The organism is Paenibacillus provencensis (genome assembly GCF_042678545.1).
GTDB classification, from domain to species: domain Bacteria; phylum Bacillota; class Bacilli; order Paenibacillales; family Paenibacillaceae; genus Paenibacillus; species Paenibacillus provencensis.
In genome coordinates this window covers 2729138-2746238 of record NZ_JBHTKX010000001.1, presented here as the reverse complement: position 1 = coordinate 2746238, position 17101 = coordinate 2729138, and the positions used below count along the sequence as shown (strand labels likewise).

At 47.7% G+C, this 17101-nt stretch carries 17 protein-coding genes and 1 riboswitch; of the genes, 14 read left to right on the top strand and 3 right to left on the bottom strand.

Annotation, left to right across the window (positions count from 1 at the left end; all coding sequences use genetic code 11):
* The first annotated feature begins 111 nt into the window (after positions 1 to 111).
* The 5 genes from ACFQ3J_RS13295 to ACFQ3J_RS13275 all read left to right on the top strand — a co-directional run bounded on the left by ACFQ3J_RS13295 (position 112) and on the right by ACFQ3J_RS13275 (position 4200).
* Positions 112 to 744 (top strand): YigZ family protein, encoded by a 633-nt coding sequence (locus ACFQ3J_RS13295; RefSeq protein WP_251582740.1) that lies wholly within the window; start codon positions 112 to 114, stop codon positions 742 to 744.
* Positions 745 to 747: 3 nt separating this feature from the next.
* Positions 748 to 1329, top strand: a complete 582-nt coding sequence (locus tag ACFQ3J_RS13290) for a TetR/AcrR family transcriptional regulator (protein WP_091153925.1) — start codon at positions 748 to 750, stop codon at positions 1327 to 1329.
* A 308-nt stretch (positions 1330 to 1637) separates the two neighbouring features.
* Positions 1638 to 2702: a sulfate/molybdate ABC transporter ATP-binding protein gene (locus ACFQ3J_RS13285; protein WP_251582084.1), complete on the top strand. Its 1065-nt coding sequence runs from the start codon at positions 1638 to 1640 to the stop codon at positions 2700 to 2702.
* 228 nt (positions 2703 to 2930) lie between these two features.
* Positions 2931 to 3380, top strand: a complete 450-nt coding sequence (locus ACFQ3J_RS13280) for a hypothetical protein (RefSeq protein WP_251582083.1) — start codon at positions 2931 to 2933, stop codon at positions 3378 to 3380.
* Positions 3381 to 3420: 40 nt separating this feature from the next.
* The gene (locus ACFQ3J_RS13275) at positions 3421 to 4200 is read left to right on the top strand and encodes an MBL fold metallo-hydrolase (protein WP_091153931.1); all 780 of its coding nucleotides are present in this window, start codon (positions 3421 to 3423) and stop codon (positions 4198 to 4200) included.
* 132 nt (positions 4201 to 4332) lie between these two features.
* On the opposite strand, the gene ACFQ3J_RS13270 is transcribed toward ACFQ3J_RS13275, so the two are convergent.
* On the bottom strand, positions 4333 to 5838 hold the full coding sequence (locus ACFQ3J_RS13270) for an aminotransferase-like domain-containing protein (RefSeq protein WP_251582081.1): 1506 nt from the start codon (positions 5836 to 5838) through the stop codon (positions 4333 to 4335).
* A 131-nt stretch (positions 5839 to 5969) separates the two neighbouring features.
* Between ACFQ3J_RS13270 and ACFQ3J_RS13265 the strand changes: the two genes are divergently transcribed.
* The 3 genes from ACFQ3J_RS13265 to clpP all read left to right on the top strand — a co-directional run bounded on the left by ACFQ3J_RS13265 (position 5970) and on the right by clpP (position 8517).
* Positions 5970 to 6911: a DMT family transporter gene (locus ACFQ3J_RS13265; RefSeq protein ID WP_091153933.1), complete on the top strand. Its 942-nt coding sequence runs from the start codon at positions 5970 to 5972 to the stop codon at positions 6909 to 6911.
* Positions 6912 to 7107: 196 nt separating this feature from the next.
* On the top strand, positions 7108 to 7914 hold the full coding sequence (locus ACFQ3J_RS13260; RefSeq protein ID WP_251582078.1) for an RNA polymerase sigma factor: 807 nt from the start codon (positions 7108 to 7110) through the stop codon (positions 7912 to 7914).
* Positions 7915 to 7932: 18 nt separating this feature from the next.
* A complete protein-coding gene (gene clpP / locus ACFQ3J_RS13255) occupies positions 7933 to 8517 on the top strand; it encodes an ATP-dependent Clp endopeptidase proteolytic subunit ClpP (RefSeq protein ID WP_091153938.1) in 585 nt (194 codons plus the stop codon).
* Positions 8518 to 8617: 100 nt separating this feature from the next.
* Here clpP and ACFQ3J_RS13250 read toward each other — a convergent pair whose 3' ends face one another.
* Entirely contained in the window at positions 8618 to 9418 is an 801-nt protein-coding gene (locus tag ACFQ3J_RS13250; RefSeq protein ID WP_091153940.1) for a Cof-type HAD-IIB family hydrolase, read from the bottom strand.
* Between the two features lie 45 nt (positions 9419 to 9463).
* Complete coding sequence (locus ACFQ3J_RS13245) at positions 9464 to 10465, bottom strand: lipoate--protein ligase (protein ID WP_091153942.1); 1002 nt, start codon at positions 10463 to 10465, stop codon at positions 9464 to 9466.
* 432 nt (positions 10466 to 10897) lie between these two features.
* Here ACFQ3J_RS13245 and cobD point away from each other — a divergent pair, with 432 nt between their 5' ends.
* From cobD to ACFQ3J_RS13215, 6 genes are all read left to right on the top strand, one after another.
* Entirely contained in the window at positions 10898 to 11986 is a 1089-nt protein-coding gene (gene cobD, locus ACFQ3J_RS13240) for a threonine-phosphate decarboxylase CobD (protein ID WP_091153945.1), read from the top strand.
* A gap of 3 nt (positions 11987 to 11989) precedes the next feature.
* A complete protein-coding gene (locus ACFQ3J_RS13235; protein ID WP_251582076.1) occupies positions 11990 to 12748 on the top strand; it encodes an adenosylcobinamide amidohydrolase in 759 nt (252 codons plus the stop codon).
* A complete protein-coding gene (gene cbiB, locus ACFQ3J_RS13230) occupies positions 12745 to 13728 on the top strand; it encodes an adenosylcobinamide-phosphate synthase CbiB (protein ID WP_251582074.1) in 984 nt (327 codons plus the stop codon). The genes ACFQ3J_RS13235 and cbiB overlap by 4 nt, the downstream gene beginning before the upstream one ends.
* Complete coding sequence (locus ACFQ3J_RS13225) at positions 13710 to 14384, top strand: histidine phosphatase family protein (protein WP_311286267.1); 675 nt, start codon at positions 13710 to 13712, stop codon at positions 14382 to 14384. Before cbiB ends, ACFQ3J_RS13225 begins: the two co-directional genes overlap by 19 nt.
* Positions 14385 to 14518: 134 nt before the next feature.
* Positions 14519 to 14735, top strand: a riboswitch (cobalamin riboswitch).
* 194 nt (positions 14736 to 14929) lie between these two features.
* The gene (locus ACFQ3J_RS13220; RefSeq protein WP_251582071.1) at positions 14930 to 15937 is read left to right on the top strand and encodes an ABC transporter substrate-binding protein; all 1008 of its coding nucleotides are present in this window, start codon (positions 14930 to 14932) and stop codon (positions 15935 to 15937) included.
* A complete protein-coding gene (locus ACFQ3J_RS13215; RefSeq protein WP_251582070.1) occupies positions 15934 to 16980 on the top strand; it encodes a FecCD family ABC transporter permease in 1047 nt (348 codons plus the stop codon). Before ACFQ3J_RS13220 ends, ACFQ3J_RS13215 begins: the two co-directional genes overlap by 4 nt.
* Positions 16981 to 17101 lie beyond the last annotated feature (121 nt).

Below are 17101 nucleotides of genomic sequence, written 5' to 3'. Positions count from 1 at the left end.
GAATATATGTAAATTACGTGTTTAACTAAGAAAGCAGTTCACCCGCACTTGGATGAGCTGCTTTCTTAAAAATATAAATCTAGTTATGTTAGCAGAAAGGTAGTAGAAATGATGATTGAGCGTTACCGTACGGTTCGAATGTCGGGAGATAAGGAAATTGTAATCAAGAAATCGCGTTTCATCGGCCATATCAAGCCTGTGGAAACCGAGGAGGAAGCAGTTTCTTTTATCGAAGAAATCAAGAAAAAGCATTGGAATGCAACGCATAACTGTTCAGCCTATATGATCGGTGAGCGTGATGAGATTCAGAAGCAGTCCGATGACGGCGAACCAAGCGGAACCGCAGGTAAACCAATATTGGAGGTGATCAAGAACCAGAGGCTCAAAAATGTCGCCATTGTCGTTACTAGATATTTTGGCGGTATTATGCTTGGTGCAGGCGGTCTTATCCGTGCATATACTGACGGTGCGGTTGCTGCCATTGAAGCCGGTGAAGCCATTACGAAGGTGCTGCATCGCGAAGTATTTGTAGAGATTGATTACACGTGGCTTGGAAAAGTGGAGAATGAGCTGAGAGGCAGAGAGACTCGGATGGGTGAAACAACATTTACTGACAAAGTCAGGCTGACATGTCTTCCAGTCGATAGTGAAGCAGAGCGTTTTATAGATTTTGTGATCGATCTAACACAAGGTCAATCTGTAATCACGGAGGGACAGCAGCTTTATTTTATTGAAGGGGAATAAGATATGGCTAGAAGAGCAGTGGAACAGGAGTTGTCAAGGGAACGTATATTGGAAGCGGCGAGGCATCTGTTCGTAACGAAGGGCTATCGTTCGATTTCCATGCGTAGTATAGGACAGCATCTAGGGTACAGTCATGGTTCTTTATATTATCACTTCAAGGAAAAAGCAGAACTGTTTTACGCGATTGTGATTGAGGATTTTAATCATCTGGGACAGATGCTGCTGCAAGCCATGGCGAGAGAATCAAGCGAAGGATTGTCTAAGCCTGAGCATGTCATGATGGAATTTATCCGGTTTGGACTGGAGAATCCATATCAGTACGAAATCATGTTTATGATTCGGGATGAAGAGCTGCTGGCATATTGCCGTGCAGAACAGAACCGATGTTATGAGTTATTCGCAACCATTATCCGCTATCATATGAATGGTCAGGAATATACGCCAGATCAGAAGCTGAAATTACCTCACAGTATGTTTTTATCTATTCACGGTTTCATTTCTTATTATATTCAAGACCGCTCTCAATTTGAGGACGTAAGACAAGAAGCCATTTCCCACGTAAAGATTATGTGCAACAGAATTTAGTTGTCATTATCACTCATCACCATTGGTGGTTGGACAGCCGTTATGCATAAACATTGTACCCCGCTGTGCCGCCTCATTATCTGTGAAATAAGTCAATAAATGAAATCATAAGGCCTATTCACGCTTACATACTTCAGAGCGGTGAAATGTCATAACGTTGCATTGTCATAACGGTGAAATGTGAAAGTGCTTGTCTTGTTTATAATAACGACTTTAAATGATTGACGTAATCCCCTTATATTTGGTAAAGTATCAAATAAAGTAATTCCTAGCGCTTTTCTAGGGAATAAATTGGGGGATGGGGAAATATGCACGTTGAAGTCCGTGGGTTAAATAAACATTTTGGGAATTTTCATGCGGTTAAGGATGTTTCCTTTGATATTGTAAAAGGTCATCTCATCGGTTTGCTTGGACCGAGTGGTGGAGGTAAAACTTCAATCTTGCGCATATTAGCCGGTCTTGAACATCCGGACGCAGGTGAAATCCGTTTCCATGGACAGCTCGTTAATGACCTTCCTCCACAGGAACGGGGAATCGGCTTTGTTTTTCAGAGCTATGCGCTATTTAAACATATGACGGTATTTGAGAATATAGCGTTTGGACTTAAGGTCAAGAAGCAATCGAAAGCACAAATCCAGGTTCGGGTTATGGAGCTTGTGGAGCTTACCGGTCTAAGCGGCTTTGAGAAGCGTTATCCTCATCAACTGTCCGGAGGACAGAGACAGCGTGTTGCATTTGCAAGAGCGCTGGCTCCTGAGCCGCAGCTGCTGCTGCTTGATGAGCCTTTTGCCGCGATTGATGCAAAGATCAGACAGGAGCTTCGTTCGTGGCTCCGTGAATTGATTGAGCGGGTTGGAATTACTTCGATCTTCGTTACCCACGACCAGGATGAAGCTATAGAAGTAGCTGATGAGATTATGATCATTAATCAAGGTGCTTTGGAGCAGAAGGGAACGCCTTGGGACATATACAAGCGCCCGGAAACACCATTTGTCGCTTCGTTTATCGGAGAGTCCACTATTGTCGAGCATGCTCGTGAACTAAAAGGTTTTGATATCGAAGCTGTTTCTAGTGATGCGAAGGCCCTCATCCGTCCTGAATATATTGAAGTAGGTAAAGAGAATGAGTTCACACTTCTATCTGCCACGGAGGAAGGCGTTGTAAGAGCTCTTCATTTCCGTGGGAGTGAGTGGCTTGTGGAAGTCACGGTAGGCAAGCATCGGCTGATCACTTATCGTTCTCTTGAGAAAGAAACCCTTTCGGTTGGCCAGGAGGTTCGTGTGCTTGTTCATCGAGCGTATCTGTTTAATGATCGGGACAACTGGATGGTGGAGAATAGTTTGAAGCGTGATCCAATGCCAGTAACGATCTAGACATCACGCTGCTAGGACATTAATCACATAGGAAGCTGTGTTATTACCCTGACGTGTGATACGTGCAGGGTTTTGTTTTGTTCAATCCGCAATATTTAATCATCGCTTCATATTCAAGAATACTGGAATAATCCCCAAGCTTTAAAAGAAGCGTTCATTCATTTTATAATAGGTACAGATTCGTATACTACATCATTTAATACATAATTCAGGGGTGTATCATCAACCATGACCAATCAAGTTAAATTATCTCAGTATTCAGCAATATTATTAGAACATGCGCGTCGTTACGGTGTCACAGAGGAAGAAATACTTGCTGCTCTTCGTACCGGGGATTTGACCGCTTTTACCAAAGCAGAACGCGAGCATTATTCTTACGAGACTTTTCTTTCGTATGCCAAGGAGCATGGGGAGGAGCTTGAACGGGCCATTCAAGATGGATATCGCATCACGTTCAATACCAACAATGGACTTAAGAATTGGATTGCAATTACGTTTAATCTGACGCCGGGGAAGGATTTTAACGCAGCAGAAGGTCTTGTAGACCGTCTCGTACTATCTGAAGAGCAGGCAGAGAAGCTTAGAGAGGCGCTTGCTTCCAACTGGCATGTAGCAGAAGAGAGCGATACGGCAGATGGTTATATAGAGCTTACTTTAAGGCTCCGGGGAATGTCATAAAAAAAGCCTTAAGCATCGGCAGGAAGGACAATGACGACGTATGACGACAACGGATAAACTAACGTTTCTGGGCACAGGAGATGCGATGGGAGTTCCAAGACTATACTGTGACTGCGAGGTATGCATGGAAGCGAGGGGAACCGGGATCAACCGCAGGTACCGTTCCTCCGTGCTTGTCCATGGGCCAGAGGGTGAGTTCATGATTGACGGAGGTCCGGATTTCGCGCATCAAATGGAACTGCTGGGCAAGCGCCAGCTGCACACGATGCTGGTCACGCATCCTCACTTTGATCATATCGGTGGACTGCCGGAGTGGGCGGATGCCTGCAGGTGGCTTGGGGAAAAAGGGGAGCTGTACGCCCCGCAGGAGGTACTTGAAACGATCCAAGCGCAGTTCCCCTGGCTGTCCCGGCATATTAGAATGCAGCCTTGTGATTCTGGAGTTGAGCTGGCCGGATATCAGATCCGCACCTGGAAGGTCAATCATGGCAAAAATGGATACTCCTACGCATACCGCCTGGAGAAGAACGGTTACAGCTGGGTTTATTGCTCGGATTCCATCAATTTGAATGAACAGGAAAGGCAGCAGCTCCATCATCTGGATCTGTTAGTGCTTGGGACCAGCTTTTATCATGAGCTGGCTGAGTTTCATACCCGCTCTGTATATGACATGATGGAAGCACAGGAGCTTCTTCGGCGGGTTAAGCCTAAGCAAACCATTTTTACACATATGTCACATGATGTGGATGTCCGGCAGAAGTATGATCTTATGCCGGACATCACACTTGCCCGGACAGGAATGACTCATATTCTAGTGTAGTGCGGCATTACATGTTCGAATTGATGAGCCTGGATGCAAAGACACGGTCAGGATGGGGAGTTCAGCTTGTAATGAAGCTTGTTACAGAACATGAGATCACGGTTCGCTTTTGTGCAGTCTGTTTAAGAAGTGCTATTGCAGCTTCGCGTACGCTATCAGCAGTCGCTCCATTCCTTCTTCAATTTGCTTCTCGCTTGTATAACAATAGCTGAGCCGGATATAAGCTTCCGAGCCGTGCGGAAGCGGATCGCAGAAGGGACCGGGAACAAAGGCAACCGACTGTTCAAGGCTCTTCTCAAGCAGGGTGATTGCATTGATGTGAGCAGGGAGCTGGACCCACAGGTCGAGACCTCCGTCTGGGCTGATCCACTGACAGTCTGTCTCTGTCAGCATTTGCTCCATCTTTTCTTTTCGTAAGCTAAGCGCAATTCGCAGCTTCTCCATATGAATCTGCATACGGGATGAAGTGAAGTAATGCTGAAAAATTTTCTGACCAAGCAGCGGTGAGCCGCCGTCCGTCAGTGATTTAAGAGTCAGTGCTTCCTTCATAAGCCATGGTTTGCACAATATGAAGGCAATGCGTAGACCTGGCGCCACGTACTTGCTGAAGCTGCGAATGTACATGACGACTCCTTCCGTATCATAGCTGTAGATCGGCAGAGGAGGCTCTTCTTCAAAATACATATCATACGTCGTATCATCTTCTGCAATAATGAACTGATATTGTTCAGCTAGCTCAACCAGCAGCTTGCGCTTCTCCTCTGGGAGAACATATCCTGTCGGGTTATGATAAGTGGGATTAACATACATAAGCCGCGGGCGTGATTCCACAATAATATGCTCAAGCAGCTCCATATCATATCCGTCTGGCCGCATCTCTACAGTGACGATACGCGCACCAGCCTGTCGTAAGATATCAATGGCCGTACTGTAAGTGGGACGCTCAACGAGCACAACATCGCCAGGTTTAATGAGCATCCGTGCTGCAAGATCGATGGCCTGTGTGGCTCCGGATGTGACGAGGATATCCTCTGGTGACAAGAACATGCGGTGCCGTGCGTTAAAGTATTCTGCCATGACTTCTCGGAGCTGGAAGTCTCCTTGCACGGTGGAATAGGTGCCGAGCAGCTTGGGATACATATCAAACACCTGCTTGACGTACTCGGACATATAAGCATTAGGTAGCAGAGAGGGGTCGATCAGTGCCTTGGAGAACTGATACGTAACCTCCTGCTGATGCAGTGCTGATAACACATGGGTTCGCCGGGTCAGGGATAGGAAGGGTAATGATTCCTCTTTCTTCAGCTGGCTTGTGGCTGTACGCAAGGGCTGTGCCGTGAGTGTCTGCACTGGATTCCCCTTCTGACGCGAACGGAATACATCTGCCGAATCTATACTGCACGGGCATACATAATAACCTGAACGATCTTTAGCATAAATGAAACGATCCTTGACGAGCTGCTGATACGATTTATATACGGTCAGTCGATGTACTCCAAACTGCTCTGCGAGCGACCGCACTGAAGGAAGCCGGTCATTTGGAGCATAATCCCCCCGCTCAATCCGCAGATGAACATAGTCGTATACTTGCTGTGATAAAGGTTCCTTTGTTAGAAACTCCGAGCGTTTATTTTTCATCTTATCCACCTCATCCACTGATGCCTTTATTCCATTGTACGATATTATGATCATAAACTGTTCTATTCTGTACCTCCTGTTCTATTCCATTTCGCTTACAATGTGGCAATAGACGAGGAGGCTGGAGTAGAATGCGTTTATTTATTGCTTATCTGAGCATGTGTTTAATTTTTGGTACGACCTTCCTGGCGATCAAGATAGGAAATGATGCAGGTCTTCCGCCGTTTTTTGCGGCTGGGGTGAGGTTCTGTCTCGCAGGAGCCATTCTGTTTGTATGGTGTCTATGCAGCCGAAAAACAAGCATTAAGCTGCTACTTCGTAAAGAAGTTATTATTATAGGCAGCTGCTTAACCTTTATGACCTTTGCTGGGCTATACTATGGAGAACAATATATCAGTTCTGGCGTGGCGGCTGTCTTGTCTGCTACCGGACCCATCATGATTATAGGAATTCAGACATGGGTTCTCAAAAAGAAAGCCTCAGCGCTCTCTTTGCTGGGCTGCTTAACCGCATTTGTCGGCGTTATTCTTATACTGGTTCCTGAACTGACGATACAGGCAGGGGGAATGTGGCTGGCAGGTGCCTGCGCGGTATTGATTGGTGAGGTATTCTATGCCTCAGGTTCTGTATATTCAGGAGCAACGAGATCCAGACTGAGCGGTTATTCGCCGCTTGCGGTGAATGGTGCTCAAATGCTGTATGGCGGACTTATGCTGCTGATTATATCCTTCATCACAGAACAGCCTGATCCGGAAGTTCTTCTGTCGTCTGGAGCAGCGGGGTCGGTCCTCTATTTGACGATATTCGGCTCTATGATTGGACACAGCCTTTTTTATTTCTTGGTCACGAAAACAGGGCCGCTCTTTCCGTCGACCTGGCTATATATTTCTCCAATGATTGCACTTGGTGTAGGTATGTTATTTTATGGAGAACATGTAACCCTATTGACTGCTTTCGGCTCGGTAATCATTATTGGCGGCCTTATCATGGCGAATTGGCATACACTAACAGAGTGGATCCTGCTTAGAAGTCATCGGAAAAGCGAAGCAGACGGAAGAGGCATGACAACGTAATACGAATGACAATTGGAGATGCATGACAATGTAATAAGAATGTCACAATAAGTTACGCTTTACGCTTGCAACCTAAATACACCGACCAGGCATTTATTTCTTGATTTTTTATAAATCATTCTGCGTATCTTTCTGGTGGTCTCAGACGTCTTCACAGTATAAGTACTTATAAGGACTAAACAAAGGGGGGCCCCGAATGATGGCCTTTGTAAGATCCGAACCGTATCAAATATTTCTAAAGTCAGCGAGTGGTGACGACCATTTGCGGATGGTGGGATTAACCGAAGGGATGATGTTATCCCTGTATAAATACTGCCTGTCTCTAACCGGATCAAAAGAGGATGCTGAGGATTTGTGCCAGGAGGTTTATGTCAGATTACTGCCGCATGCCGCGGGTTTGAGCAAAAGAGAAGGTTTTTCAATGGAGGGTTATCTGATTCGTGCAGCGCATAACGTCTGGGTCGATGGCTTGCGTAAGGAAGCAAGGCGAAGAGAGCTCTTGGATCAGCAAAAAGAGCAGTACAGCTGCTCTCATCAAGAGCTCGGCGATGGCCTGGCTCTGGAAGAAGCATTCCAGGTGCTCCTGTCGCAGCTGACGGACTGGCAGCGGACAATATACATTCTCTGTGAGCTGTTTAACTATAAGGCGAGAGAGGCCGCTAATTTGCTCGATTCTACGGAAGGAGCCGTAAAGGCAGCTCTTCGCAGGGCAAGAGAAGTCATCGCAGAAGAAAGACAGCGGCAGTTACAATTGGATGAACCCGGTGTCTTAGTGAGCCCCGTCTTTGAAGAGGATGCAGAACGCCTAAGAGATTACCTTGGTGCTTTTCGTATAGGTGACACCGAGCGTATCATACAGCTGGGGCTTGGCGGCGCAGCAGATGTGATGATGGTGACAAGTCAAGTACTCGGCATGAAAATGCACAGCAGCACAGCTCCTCAGCTTACGAATGCAAGGTACGACAGCCTGCAGCTGATCTCACGGTTAGAGATGGTGGCATAAAAAAGGAGAGAAACATAAATGTCTACCATTCCTTATGTTGTGGAGCAAACGAGCCGGGGGGAGCGCAGCTACGATATTTACTCCAGGCTTCTGAAGGACCGAATTATTATGATCTCGGGCGAGATTGAAGACCAAATGGCGAATTTGATCGTTGCCCAGCTGCTGTTCTTGACGGCAGAAGATCCGAAGAAGGATATTCAACTGTATATCAACAGCCCTGGGGGCTCTGTGACCGCAGGGTTTTCCATCTACGACACCATGAAATTTATTGAACCTGATGTATCCACCATATGCACGGGGATGGCGGCAAGCTTTGGCGCGATGTTGTTAACCGCAGGAACCAAAGGCAAACGGTTTGCTTTACCTAACAGTGAGATCATGATTCATCAGCCGCATGGCGGCAGCCGAGGCCAGGCCTCTGACATTCGTATTCAAGCGGATCGAATCCTTAAGCATCGAGAGCTGCTTAACCGGATTCTCGCGGAGTCTACGGGCCAGCCAATCGAGCGCATTGAGAAGGATACCGATCGCGATCATTTCATGACTGCAGGAGAAGCTGTAGAATATGGCCTGGTGGATAAGGTGATTACTAGGCCATCATAACAAGTTTGGTATATTGAGATATAAAAATACCCGGGTGCCATACTGCATAGTACAGGACTATGTTTGTAAGCAGCCGGGTATTTGTATTATCTATATGGTCTTAAGCCTGTAGAATGAACTTCTCAATGACATGCTTCACGCCGTCCTCATTGTTGCTCAGCGTAACATAGCCCGCAATTTCTTTCAGAGCAGGAATGGCATTTCCCATGGCAACCCCGAGACCTGCAGCTTCCAGCATCTCATGATCGTTCCAGGAATCGCCTACCGCAATCGTATCCTTAAGATCAACGTTAAAATGATCCGCAAGGAAGGTCAACGCATGTCCTTTGGTTCCTTCATGATGCATGATTTCGAGAAAATGCGGCTTGGACTTGGTAATATGCACTTCAGGACCAAGCAGCTCGCGCAGATCAACAGCCACCTTGTCCAAATAATCCGGATCATCAATGATAAGCAGCTTAGGTGCTGGCTGTTCAATCATTTTTACAAAATCAGCTTCAATGTAGTACGGAGTTTTGTTCAGCTTGCAGTAATCAACCAGCTTCTCATTCTCTTCACGGGAATATAGCTTGTCGTCAATATAAGTCTGCAGGTGCAGATTGTGCTCCAGGCAATACTCATACAGCTTGCGAGCAGCTTCCATTGGAACGTAGCGCTCATACAGTACTTTCTCGTCCATCAAATTCTTGATCAGAGCTCCCTGGTACGTAATGATCGGTACGTTAAGTCCAGTTTGACGGGCAATCGCTTGTGCAGAAGCATAAGCGCGTCCTGTCGCGAGAGTAACTACGACATCCTTGGCCACAGCAGCCTCGAGTGCTTTTTGTGTGGGATTCGTAACTTCCTTCTCATCATTAATCAGTGTGTCATCGATATCGATGGCAATCAGCTTGTAAGTCATGGCTTCTCTCTCCTCAATTATCTATCTATATTTAGTGGGTCAGTTCTACTCCTCCAGGAATACCAGACCGATGAAATCATCGAATTCCAGATTGCCGAAATAATGCTTGATATCTGTATCTTTGAGAGCATCACGTACTTCCTGTTCTTCATAACGCTTGCCGCGGAGCAGATCCTCGATATCGGCAACATCGCCTACTCCGAAGAAATCTCCATAGATTTTGATGTCCTCAATGCGGCCTTCTTTAATATTCATACGCAGATCGATGATCCCGACCGGGAACTTCTTAGAATGCTTCACATTGCTTTCGGGTGACAAGCCATAGTTCCAATCCCAGTTCTGGTAGCGTTCCTTGGAAATTTCGTGAATCTTCTCCCAGTCCTGCTCGGTCAGCTTGTACTCAGGAACTTCATTTGCCTCCATGCCAAAAATATGTCGAAGCAGCTCCTCACGGAATTCCACTATCGTCATCTCTTGATCCATCAGGGAGCTGATGTTAGCTACGCGGCTGCGAACAGACTTGGTGCTCTTGGATTTGAACTTCTCTGGATTGACCTTGAGGGAAGCGGCCACGTTCTCCAAATTAAGGTCAAACATCAAGGTGCCATGGCTGAACATCCGGCCGCGTGTGGCAAACTGTGCATTGCCCGAAATCTTTTGTTCGCCGACTTGAAGGTCGTTGCGCCCTGTAAGCTCTGCATTCACGCCGAGGCTGTGCAGCGCCTCAACCACCGGCTGGGTGAATTTGCGGAAGTTGTGGAATGAGTTGCCGTCGTCCTTGGTGATGAAGCTGAAGTTCAGATTGCCGAGGTCGTGGTACACCGCACCGCCGCCAGACAGCCTGCGAACAACCTGAACCCCATGCTCCTGCACATATTCCTGGTTGATTTCTTCAATGGTATTCTGGTGCTTGCCGATGATGATGGATGGAGCATTAATGTAGAACAGCAGATAGCTCTCATCCAGGGATAAATGCTTGAGGGCGTATTCCTCAATCGCGAGATTGATGCGCGGGTCTGTAATCCCTTGGTTGTCAATAAACAGCATGGTCTATTCCTCCAATATATAGTTCAATATGTAGGCAAGGACAGGACGTATGCCTGAAGCCTTGGTGTCTTGTAACACTCCATCCCTATTGTAAACGAATTGGGTGTAGGACACAAAAGGAAATGCTGTTGACGGGTGATTATTTGTAGCTTCATAATGTATAGGATACGCGAGTAAGAGTCGCGGAGAGTTTACATTAAATTGTATAGGATACGCGAGTAAGAGTCGCGGGGAGTTTACATTAAATTGTAAAGGATACGCGAGTAAGAGTCGCGGGGAGTTTACATTAAATTGTATAGGATACGCGAGTAAGAGTCGCGGAGAGTTTACATTAAATTGTATAGGATACGCGAGTAAGAGTCGCGGAGCGTTTGCATTAAATTGTATACGATACACGAACAAGAGTCGTCTAGCAGAAAGGAAGGGACACCTGTGATAGAGGTTTATGGACATGGCGGTGATGTGGAGACCGCGGCAGTAAAATACGGACGATCACCAGCGGACTTCCTCGACTATAGTGCCAATATCAATCCGCTTGGTCCGCCTCCTGCGGTTACACGAGCTCTCACAGAAGGGATGCATCACATCCTTCGCTATCCCGATCCGGGCCATCGCCGTCTTAAGCACAAGCTTGCAGCCAAGCTGAAGCTGTCTCAGAACCAGCTTCTGATCGGCAACGGGGCTGCCGAATGTATGGCGCTTATTATCCAGGCATTTACACCTGCAGCAGTAGGCATCATTGAACCGGGATTCTCGGAGTATCGTCAGCTGGCAGAGCAGTATGGAAGCCGAATAGAGTACATATATGGGCATAAAGAGCTGAATTATAGAGCTGAGCTGTCTGAGATTTTGCATCTTCTCAATAGAGTAGAGCTGCTATTTATCGGTCAGCCAAATAACCCGAACGGGAGCCAATATTCCCGAAGTGAGCTGGAAGCGATTGCTTCCCATGCAAGAGGCCGGAGTGTCCAGGTTGTAATTGACGAAGCTTTTATCGATTTTATACCAGAGCATGAGCGTGAGACACTGACCGGGTCCCTGGAGCAGTACCCGAATGTCATTGTGATTCGTTCCATGACGAAATTTTATGCGATCCCGGGACTTCGCCTTGGGTATGCGATAGGCCATCCTGATATCATATCGGCAATGTCTAGAAGACAGGTAACCTGGAGCGTAAACGGACTGGCTCTGCTGGCAGGTGAAGCTTGTCTAGAGGAGGACAGCGCATATGAAGAGCAGACCCAGGCTTGCATTAAGGAGCAGCGAAACCGTCTGATTACCGAATTGACCTCGCTTGGATTTCAGGTATATCCGGGTGTGGCTAATTACTTACTGCTGGAGACACCGGAAGGCTGGAACGCTCTATCCCTGCAAGAGTCGATGGGGAAGCAAGGCATTCTTATTCGAAACTGTGCCATGTATGCAGGTCTCAACGACAAATCCGTTCGTATCGCGGTGAAGGGGCGGCAGGACAATAGCCGGTTTCTTGAAGTGCTGCGATTATTATTGGGGGAGCAATAGATAATGACAACACCTTTTTTACATAGCTTAGCTTCTAACCAGGCTATTCCAGCAATTTATTCCTCTACATTCTGGCCTGGCCTCAAGCTTACGAAGCACCACAATGCGTATCTGCTAGTGGAATCGCCACAAACTGTACAATCGCTGTCGAGCAGTGTTTATGGCGGAGGCATGAGCCGGATTGATCGTGCGGTCAATATATATGTAGATAAGCATTTTGCGTCAGATGATCCTGCAGGAGAGATCGAAGTGCGTTTAAACAAGTGGCAGCTCCCAGCAGCAAGCACGGCTGGTCTTTTGACAGCGGTGAAGCTTACACATGCATCTGTCTTAGAGGAGATTACTGACCATGCCGTTGTCTTCTGCTGCACGACAGCGGGTGCCGGCAATGCAGCCAGAGCGTCGTCTCCAAGAACTGTTTTTCCCGCGGCTTATACTCCGGGCACGATAAATACGATGCTGTTTATTGCTGGTGAGCTGACTTCTTATGCCATGGTCAATGCTCTGCAAACGGCAGTGGAAGCAAAGGCTTGTGCCTTGCAGGACCTCGGAGTCAAGGATGCTGAGAGTGGAATGATCGCTACAGGAACAACAACAGACGCCGTTGTACTTGGTGTCAGCGGATTGAGACCGGATGGAAGCATACCGGACAAAATCCATGCTTATGCGGGCACAGCTACAGAGCTTGGCTCCTGTATCGGACGCCTCGTATACGCGACGGTAACTGAAAGTCTACTGGCTGGAAAGGAGAAGGCAAAATGACACTGGCGATTATTCTTCTCTCTGCATATATTCTTGACCGGATCATCGGTGATCCAAGATGGATTCCTCATCCGGTCATTGGTATGGGCAGAGCGATCTCGGCACTGGAGAAGTCGATTCGTTCCAGAGTAGCTTCAGATAAGGGCTTATTGTTCGCAGGATTGCTGTTCCCGATTATCATCGCAGGCGGTTCTTTTCTTATCACCTGGGCTGTACTGAAGCTGCTTGCGTTAGTTCATCCTTATCTTGCCATTACTGCCGAAATCGTCCTGATTGCAACCACGATTGCAGCCAAGGGACTGAAGGAGGCGGGAATCGAGGTATACAAGCATTTAAGAGTCAGAAATCTTCCCGAGGCAAGGAAGTCGCTTGGTATGATTGTAGGCCGGGACACGGCACATTTGGATGAGCCGGAGATGGTCAGGGGAACGGTGGAGACGATTGCGGAAAATATCGTCGATGCCATTATATCTCCCTTATTTTATGCTCTGATCGGCGGAGCTCCTCTAGCGATGGCGTACCGTGCAATCAATACGCTTGATTCGATGGTAGGCTACAAGAACGAGAAATATTTCTACCTTGGCAAAGCCTCAGCCCGGCTTGATGATGCAGCCAACTATCTTCCTGCTCGAATTTCCGCACTGTTGCTGTTTGCTTCGGCTCGCATTCTAGGACTGCATGTCGAGAATAGCATTCGTACGGTGAAGGAGGATGCAAGCAGGCACCCGAGTCCAAACGGCGGATACCCCGAATCGGCAGTCGCAGGCGCAATTGGAATCCGGCTCGGGGGATACAACGTATATCACGGCGTGGAATCCTTCCGTGCTTATATGGGTAAGCCTTATCATACGCTTGAGGCTGCACACATCAAGACGAGCATCACAATGATGCTTATCGCTTCCGGTTTGTTTGTCTTGATTCTCTGTGCTGCTCTATCTGTTCTCTCCATCTTCGGTATCGAATGGATGTGGTGGACATGAACTCAGGCCTTGATCTTTATCTCGTCAGACACGGGAGGACCCAATGGAATATGGAGAAGCGATATCTGGGGCATACCGATGTGCCTCTCCTCAGTAATGCCGCATCTGAATTGAAGCCGCTCCGACTTCACATTGAGCAAGAGAAGCTGACATTCCAGTATGTGTTCGTTAGTGATCTGATTCGTGCGGAGCATACCCTTCAGATCATTGCGCCGCATCTTGTGGATCAGGCTATAAGGGACCACCGGATCCGAGAGTATCACTTTGGTGAATGGGAAGGCTCGACCTATGACATGCTCAAGAGCAACCCCGCTTACCGCAGCTGGATCGATCATCCGGAGCGGATCACGCCGCCGGGTGCAGAGGCTTTTACCGCCTTCCGAGAGCGAGTATCTCAATTTGTGGACAACAGGTTGCTGCCAATTCTGGAGAACAAGCATGGGATGGATCATCGCTCAGAGCATACTTGTGCAAGTAAAGATATTTCATATCCGAAGGTACTTATGGTTACGCATGGCGGTGTCATCAGGCAGCTGATGTCAACGTATGTACAGAATAGCAATTTCAACTCTGTAGTGTCTGGTCCAGGAGAATTGCAGGTGCTTCGACTTCGTCTTCAAGCAGGACAGCTGAGCGGAGAGATTTTGTATAAGTAATCTAGGGGGGAAGCCCTTCTTCAAGGGAAAACTTGGGTTGTAGAAATACAGCCATTCCCCTATAATCAACAACAGAAGTTAAGGCCACTAGGCACTTGAACAAGGATGCATGATTTAGAATTTATACTGCAAAAACGAATAAGAGCCGACAAGGTCCTGGCAGCAAATGACGTTAATACAGCTGTTCAGGTTAAAAGGGAAGCCGGTGCAAATCCGGCACGGTCCCGCCACTGTATACCAGGGGCAGACAGCGAAATATCCACTGTTTCTTATGCGAGAAATGGGAAGGGAAGCTGTCCAGCCATACCAAACCTGGGTAGTCAGGAGACCTGCCTTGACGGAAGGAAGCGTGCGATCCTTCGAGGAAAGGATACGTTTTGCGATGTTCTATGCCCATTTTTAAGGGGCAGATGCGAGACGTAACCTTGATCCTGGCTTATGGACCAAGGTTTTTTTGCTATGGGATTGGAAGTCTCAGGTGGATAGTTTAAGGACTTAGGCTTTGTAATTATTACTAATTAACCAGATCTGAAAGGGAGAGAGTCATGAATAAAATGAACAAAAGCGTATTATCCTTGCTGCTCACATTAATGATGGCATTGATGCTCGCTGCATGCGGCACCGAGACGGAAACGTCTGAAGGAACGGGACAAGCTACCCAGCAGGAAGCAGGACAAGCAGCCGATCAAGGGTCGGAGACGAATAGTGACAGCGAGACCGAATATCCGCTGACCTTAACGGATGCAACCGGAGAATCGTTTACGTTTGAACAAGCACCAGAAAAAATCGTGTCCGTATCTCCAGCAGAAACAGAGTCCCTCTTCGCCATTGGACTCGATGAGCAAATTGTAGGGGTATCTGATTTTGACGATTACCCGGAAGCAGCAGCCTCCAAGCCAAAGATGGGAAGTCTCTATGAACCAAATGCCGAAGCCATTATCGCGGCTGAGCCTGATATCGTGTTCACGGGAATTTCCATGGATGAGGCAGCAGTGCAAAAATTGCGAGATCTCGGCATTGTCATCTTCAAAACAGACCCTAAAACAATCGATGATGTCATGAAGAATATTGAAGTATATGGCCAAATTACAGACCGCCAAGCGGAAGCTGCAGAAGTTGTAAATAAAATGAAAGCTGATATCCAGGAAGTATCGGATCAAGTTGCTTCACTGTCGGATGAAGATAAGAAGCAGGTGTATGTTGAATTCTCCCCAGGCTGGACAGTAGGCAAAGGCGAATTTATGGATGAAGTCATAACCCTTGCCGGCGGCGTGAATGTAGCAGGTGATACAGAGGGCTGGAATGAGATCAGTGAAGAGAAGATTATTCAAGCTAATCCTAATGTGATCCTGTATGCAAGCGATGTTGTTGATGATAACAACCAAACGCTGGATCAAATTATTAAGGCTCGCGATGGCTGGAATGAAATTTCGGCCATTAAAGAAGATGCAGTCTTCTCTATTGACGCCAATCTGCTCAGCCGTCCGGGTCCACGTGTAACCGAAGGCTTGAAAGTTGTAGCTGAAGCGATCTATCCGGATCTGTTTCAATGAAATCGAAGCTAGCAGGATTTGGAATTGCCGGCACTCTCCTGCTGGTGCTGACCTTGCTCTTGTGTCTGGCTATTGGAGCAGTGGATCTGCCTGTTCGCCATATTGTGGGAATCCTTGTCAATCATTTACCTTGGGTTTCGGAGCCAATTGAGCCAATCTGGAATTCTTCCTCGGAGCAGATTATTATGAAGGTCCGGCTTCCCCGAGTACTGCTCGGTATGCTGGTGGGGGCAGCGCTTGCCACGGCAGGAGCTGCCTTCCAGGGCGTGCTGCGAAATCCGCTGGCAGACCCGTATATACTCGGTGTGTCCTCCGGTGCATCGGTTGGCGCAGCAGTGATGATCTATTTTGGCCTGCAATATGCGGTTCTTGGAGAATGGATGCTGCCTCTGGTTGCTTTTGCAACAGGGATGTTCACGTTGTGGGCGGTGCTCGCTCTTGCAAGTGAAGGCGGTAAGATTCCGACGCACAGCCTGATTCTATCCGGTGTAATCATGCAGTCCTTCCTTGGGGCGTTTGTGTCCTTCTTAACAGCCATGTCCAAGGATACAGTGAATCAGATTCTATTCTGGACGATGGGAAGCCTCAGCTTACGAGGATGGTCCTATACGGCCATCCTTTTTCCATACTTGGTGATTGGAATTTTATTCCTGTGGAGCCGGGGAAGGGCGCTTAATCTGCTTGCTCTCGGTGAGAGGCAGGCCGCACATTTAGGAGTCAAGGTAGAATGGCTCAAGCTCTCTGTTCTTATCGTTGCTACCCTGCTGACCGCCGCTGCTGTGTCGGTAGCCGGAGTCATCGGATTTGTCGGACTCGTGATTCCGCATATGCTCCGGCTATTGGTCGGACCGGACTATCGTCTCCTTATTCCGCTATCGGCAATACTGGGAGGCATCTTTCTGGCGTGGGCCGATATGGGGGCGAGAACCATTCTTGCACCGGTCGAGATCCCGCTAGGGGTCATTACTGCGTTTGTAGGAGCACCGTTTTTTGCTTACCTGCTGCACCGCAATAAGAAACTGCGAAGGGGAGGAATGAAATGAATTCACGAATTCAGGCTGAGCAGCAGATCATCTGCTCTAATCCACAAGGCTTGCCCGCGCCAGCTCATTCCTCCACGCCGGTGCTTGAATTGAAGTCAGCTGCCAAAGCATATGGAGACCA

Excerpts from the sequence above, each read along its gene's own strand:
- ACFQ3J_RS13295 (WP_251582740.1), top strand. The coding sequence starts at position 112 with ATGATTGAGCGTTACCGTACGGTTCGAATGTCGGGAGATAAGGAAATT.
- ACFQ3J_RS13290 (WP_091153925.1), top strand. The coding sequence starts at position 748 with ATGGCTAGAAGAGCAGTGGAACAGGAGTTGTCAAGGGAACGTATATTG.
- ACFQ3J_RS13285 (WP_251582084.1), top strand. The coding sequence starts at position 1,638 with ATGCACGTTGAAGTCCGTGGGTTAAATAAACATTTTGGGAATTTTCAT.
- ACFQ3J_RS13280 (WP_251582083.1), top strand. The coding sequence starts at position 2,931 with ATGACCAATCAAGTTAAATTATCTCAGTATTCAGCAATATTATTAGAA.
- ACFQ3J_RS13275 (WP_091153931.1), top strand. The coding sequence starts at position 3,421 with ATGACGACAACGGATAAACTAACGTTTCTGGGCACAGGAGATGCGATG.
- ACFQ3J_RS13270 (WP_251582081.1), bottom strand. The coding sequence starts at position 5,838 with ATGAAAAATAAACGCTCGGAGTTTCTAACAAAGGAACCTTTATCACAG.
- ACFQ3J_RS13265 (WP_091153933.1), top strand. The coding sequence starts at position 5,970 with ATGCGTTTATTTATTGCTTATCTGAGCATGTGTTTAATTTTTGGTACG.
- ACFQ3J_RS13260 (WP_251582078.1), top strand. The coding sequence starts at position 7,108 with ATGATGGCCTTTGTAAGATCCGAACCGTATCAAATATTTCTAAAGTCA.
- clpP (WP_091153938.1), top strand. The coding sequence starts at position 7,933 with ATGTCTACCATTCCTTATGTTGTGGAGCAAACGAGCCGGGGGGAGCGC.
- ACFQ3J_RS13250 (WP_091153940.1), bottom strand. The coding sequence starts at position 9,418 with ATGACTTACAAGCTGATTGCCATCGATATCGATGACACACTGATTAAT.
- ACFQ3J_RS13245 (WP_091153942.1), bottom strand. The coding sequence starts at position 10,465 with ATGCTGTTTATTGACAACCAAGGGATTACAGACCCGCGCATCAATCTC.
- ACFQ3J_RS13235 (WP_251582076.1), top strand. The coding sequence starts at position 11,990 with ATGACAACACCTTTTTTACATAGCTTAGCTTCTAACCAGGCTATTCCA.
- cbiB (WP_251582074.1), top strand. The coding sequence starts at position 12,745 with ATGACACTGGCGATTATTCTTCTCTCTGCATATATTCTTGACCGGATC.
- ACFQ3J_RS13225 (WP_311286267.1), top strand. The coding sequence starts at position 13,710 with ATGGATGTGGTGGACATGAACTCAGGCCTTGATCTTTATCTCGTCAGA.
- ACFQ3J_RS13220 (WP_251582071.1), top strand. The coding sequence starts at position 14,930 with ATGAATAAAATGAACAAAAGCGTATTATCCTTGCTGCTCACATTAATG.
- ACFQ3J_RS13215 (WP_251582070.1), top strand. The coding sequence starts at position 15,934 with ATGAAATCGAAGCTAGCAGGATTTGGAATTGCCGGCACTCTCCTGCTG.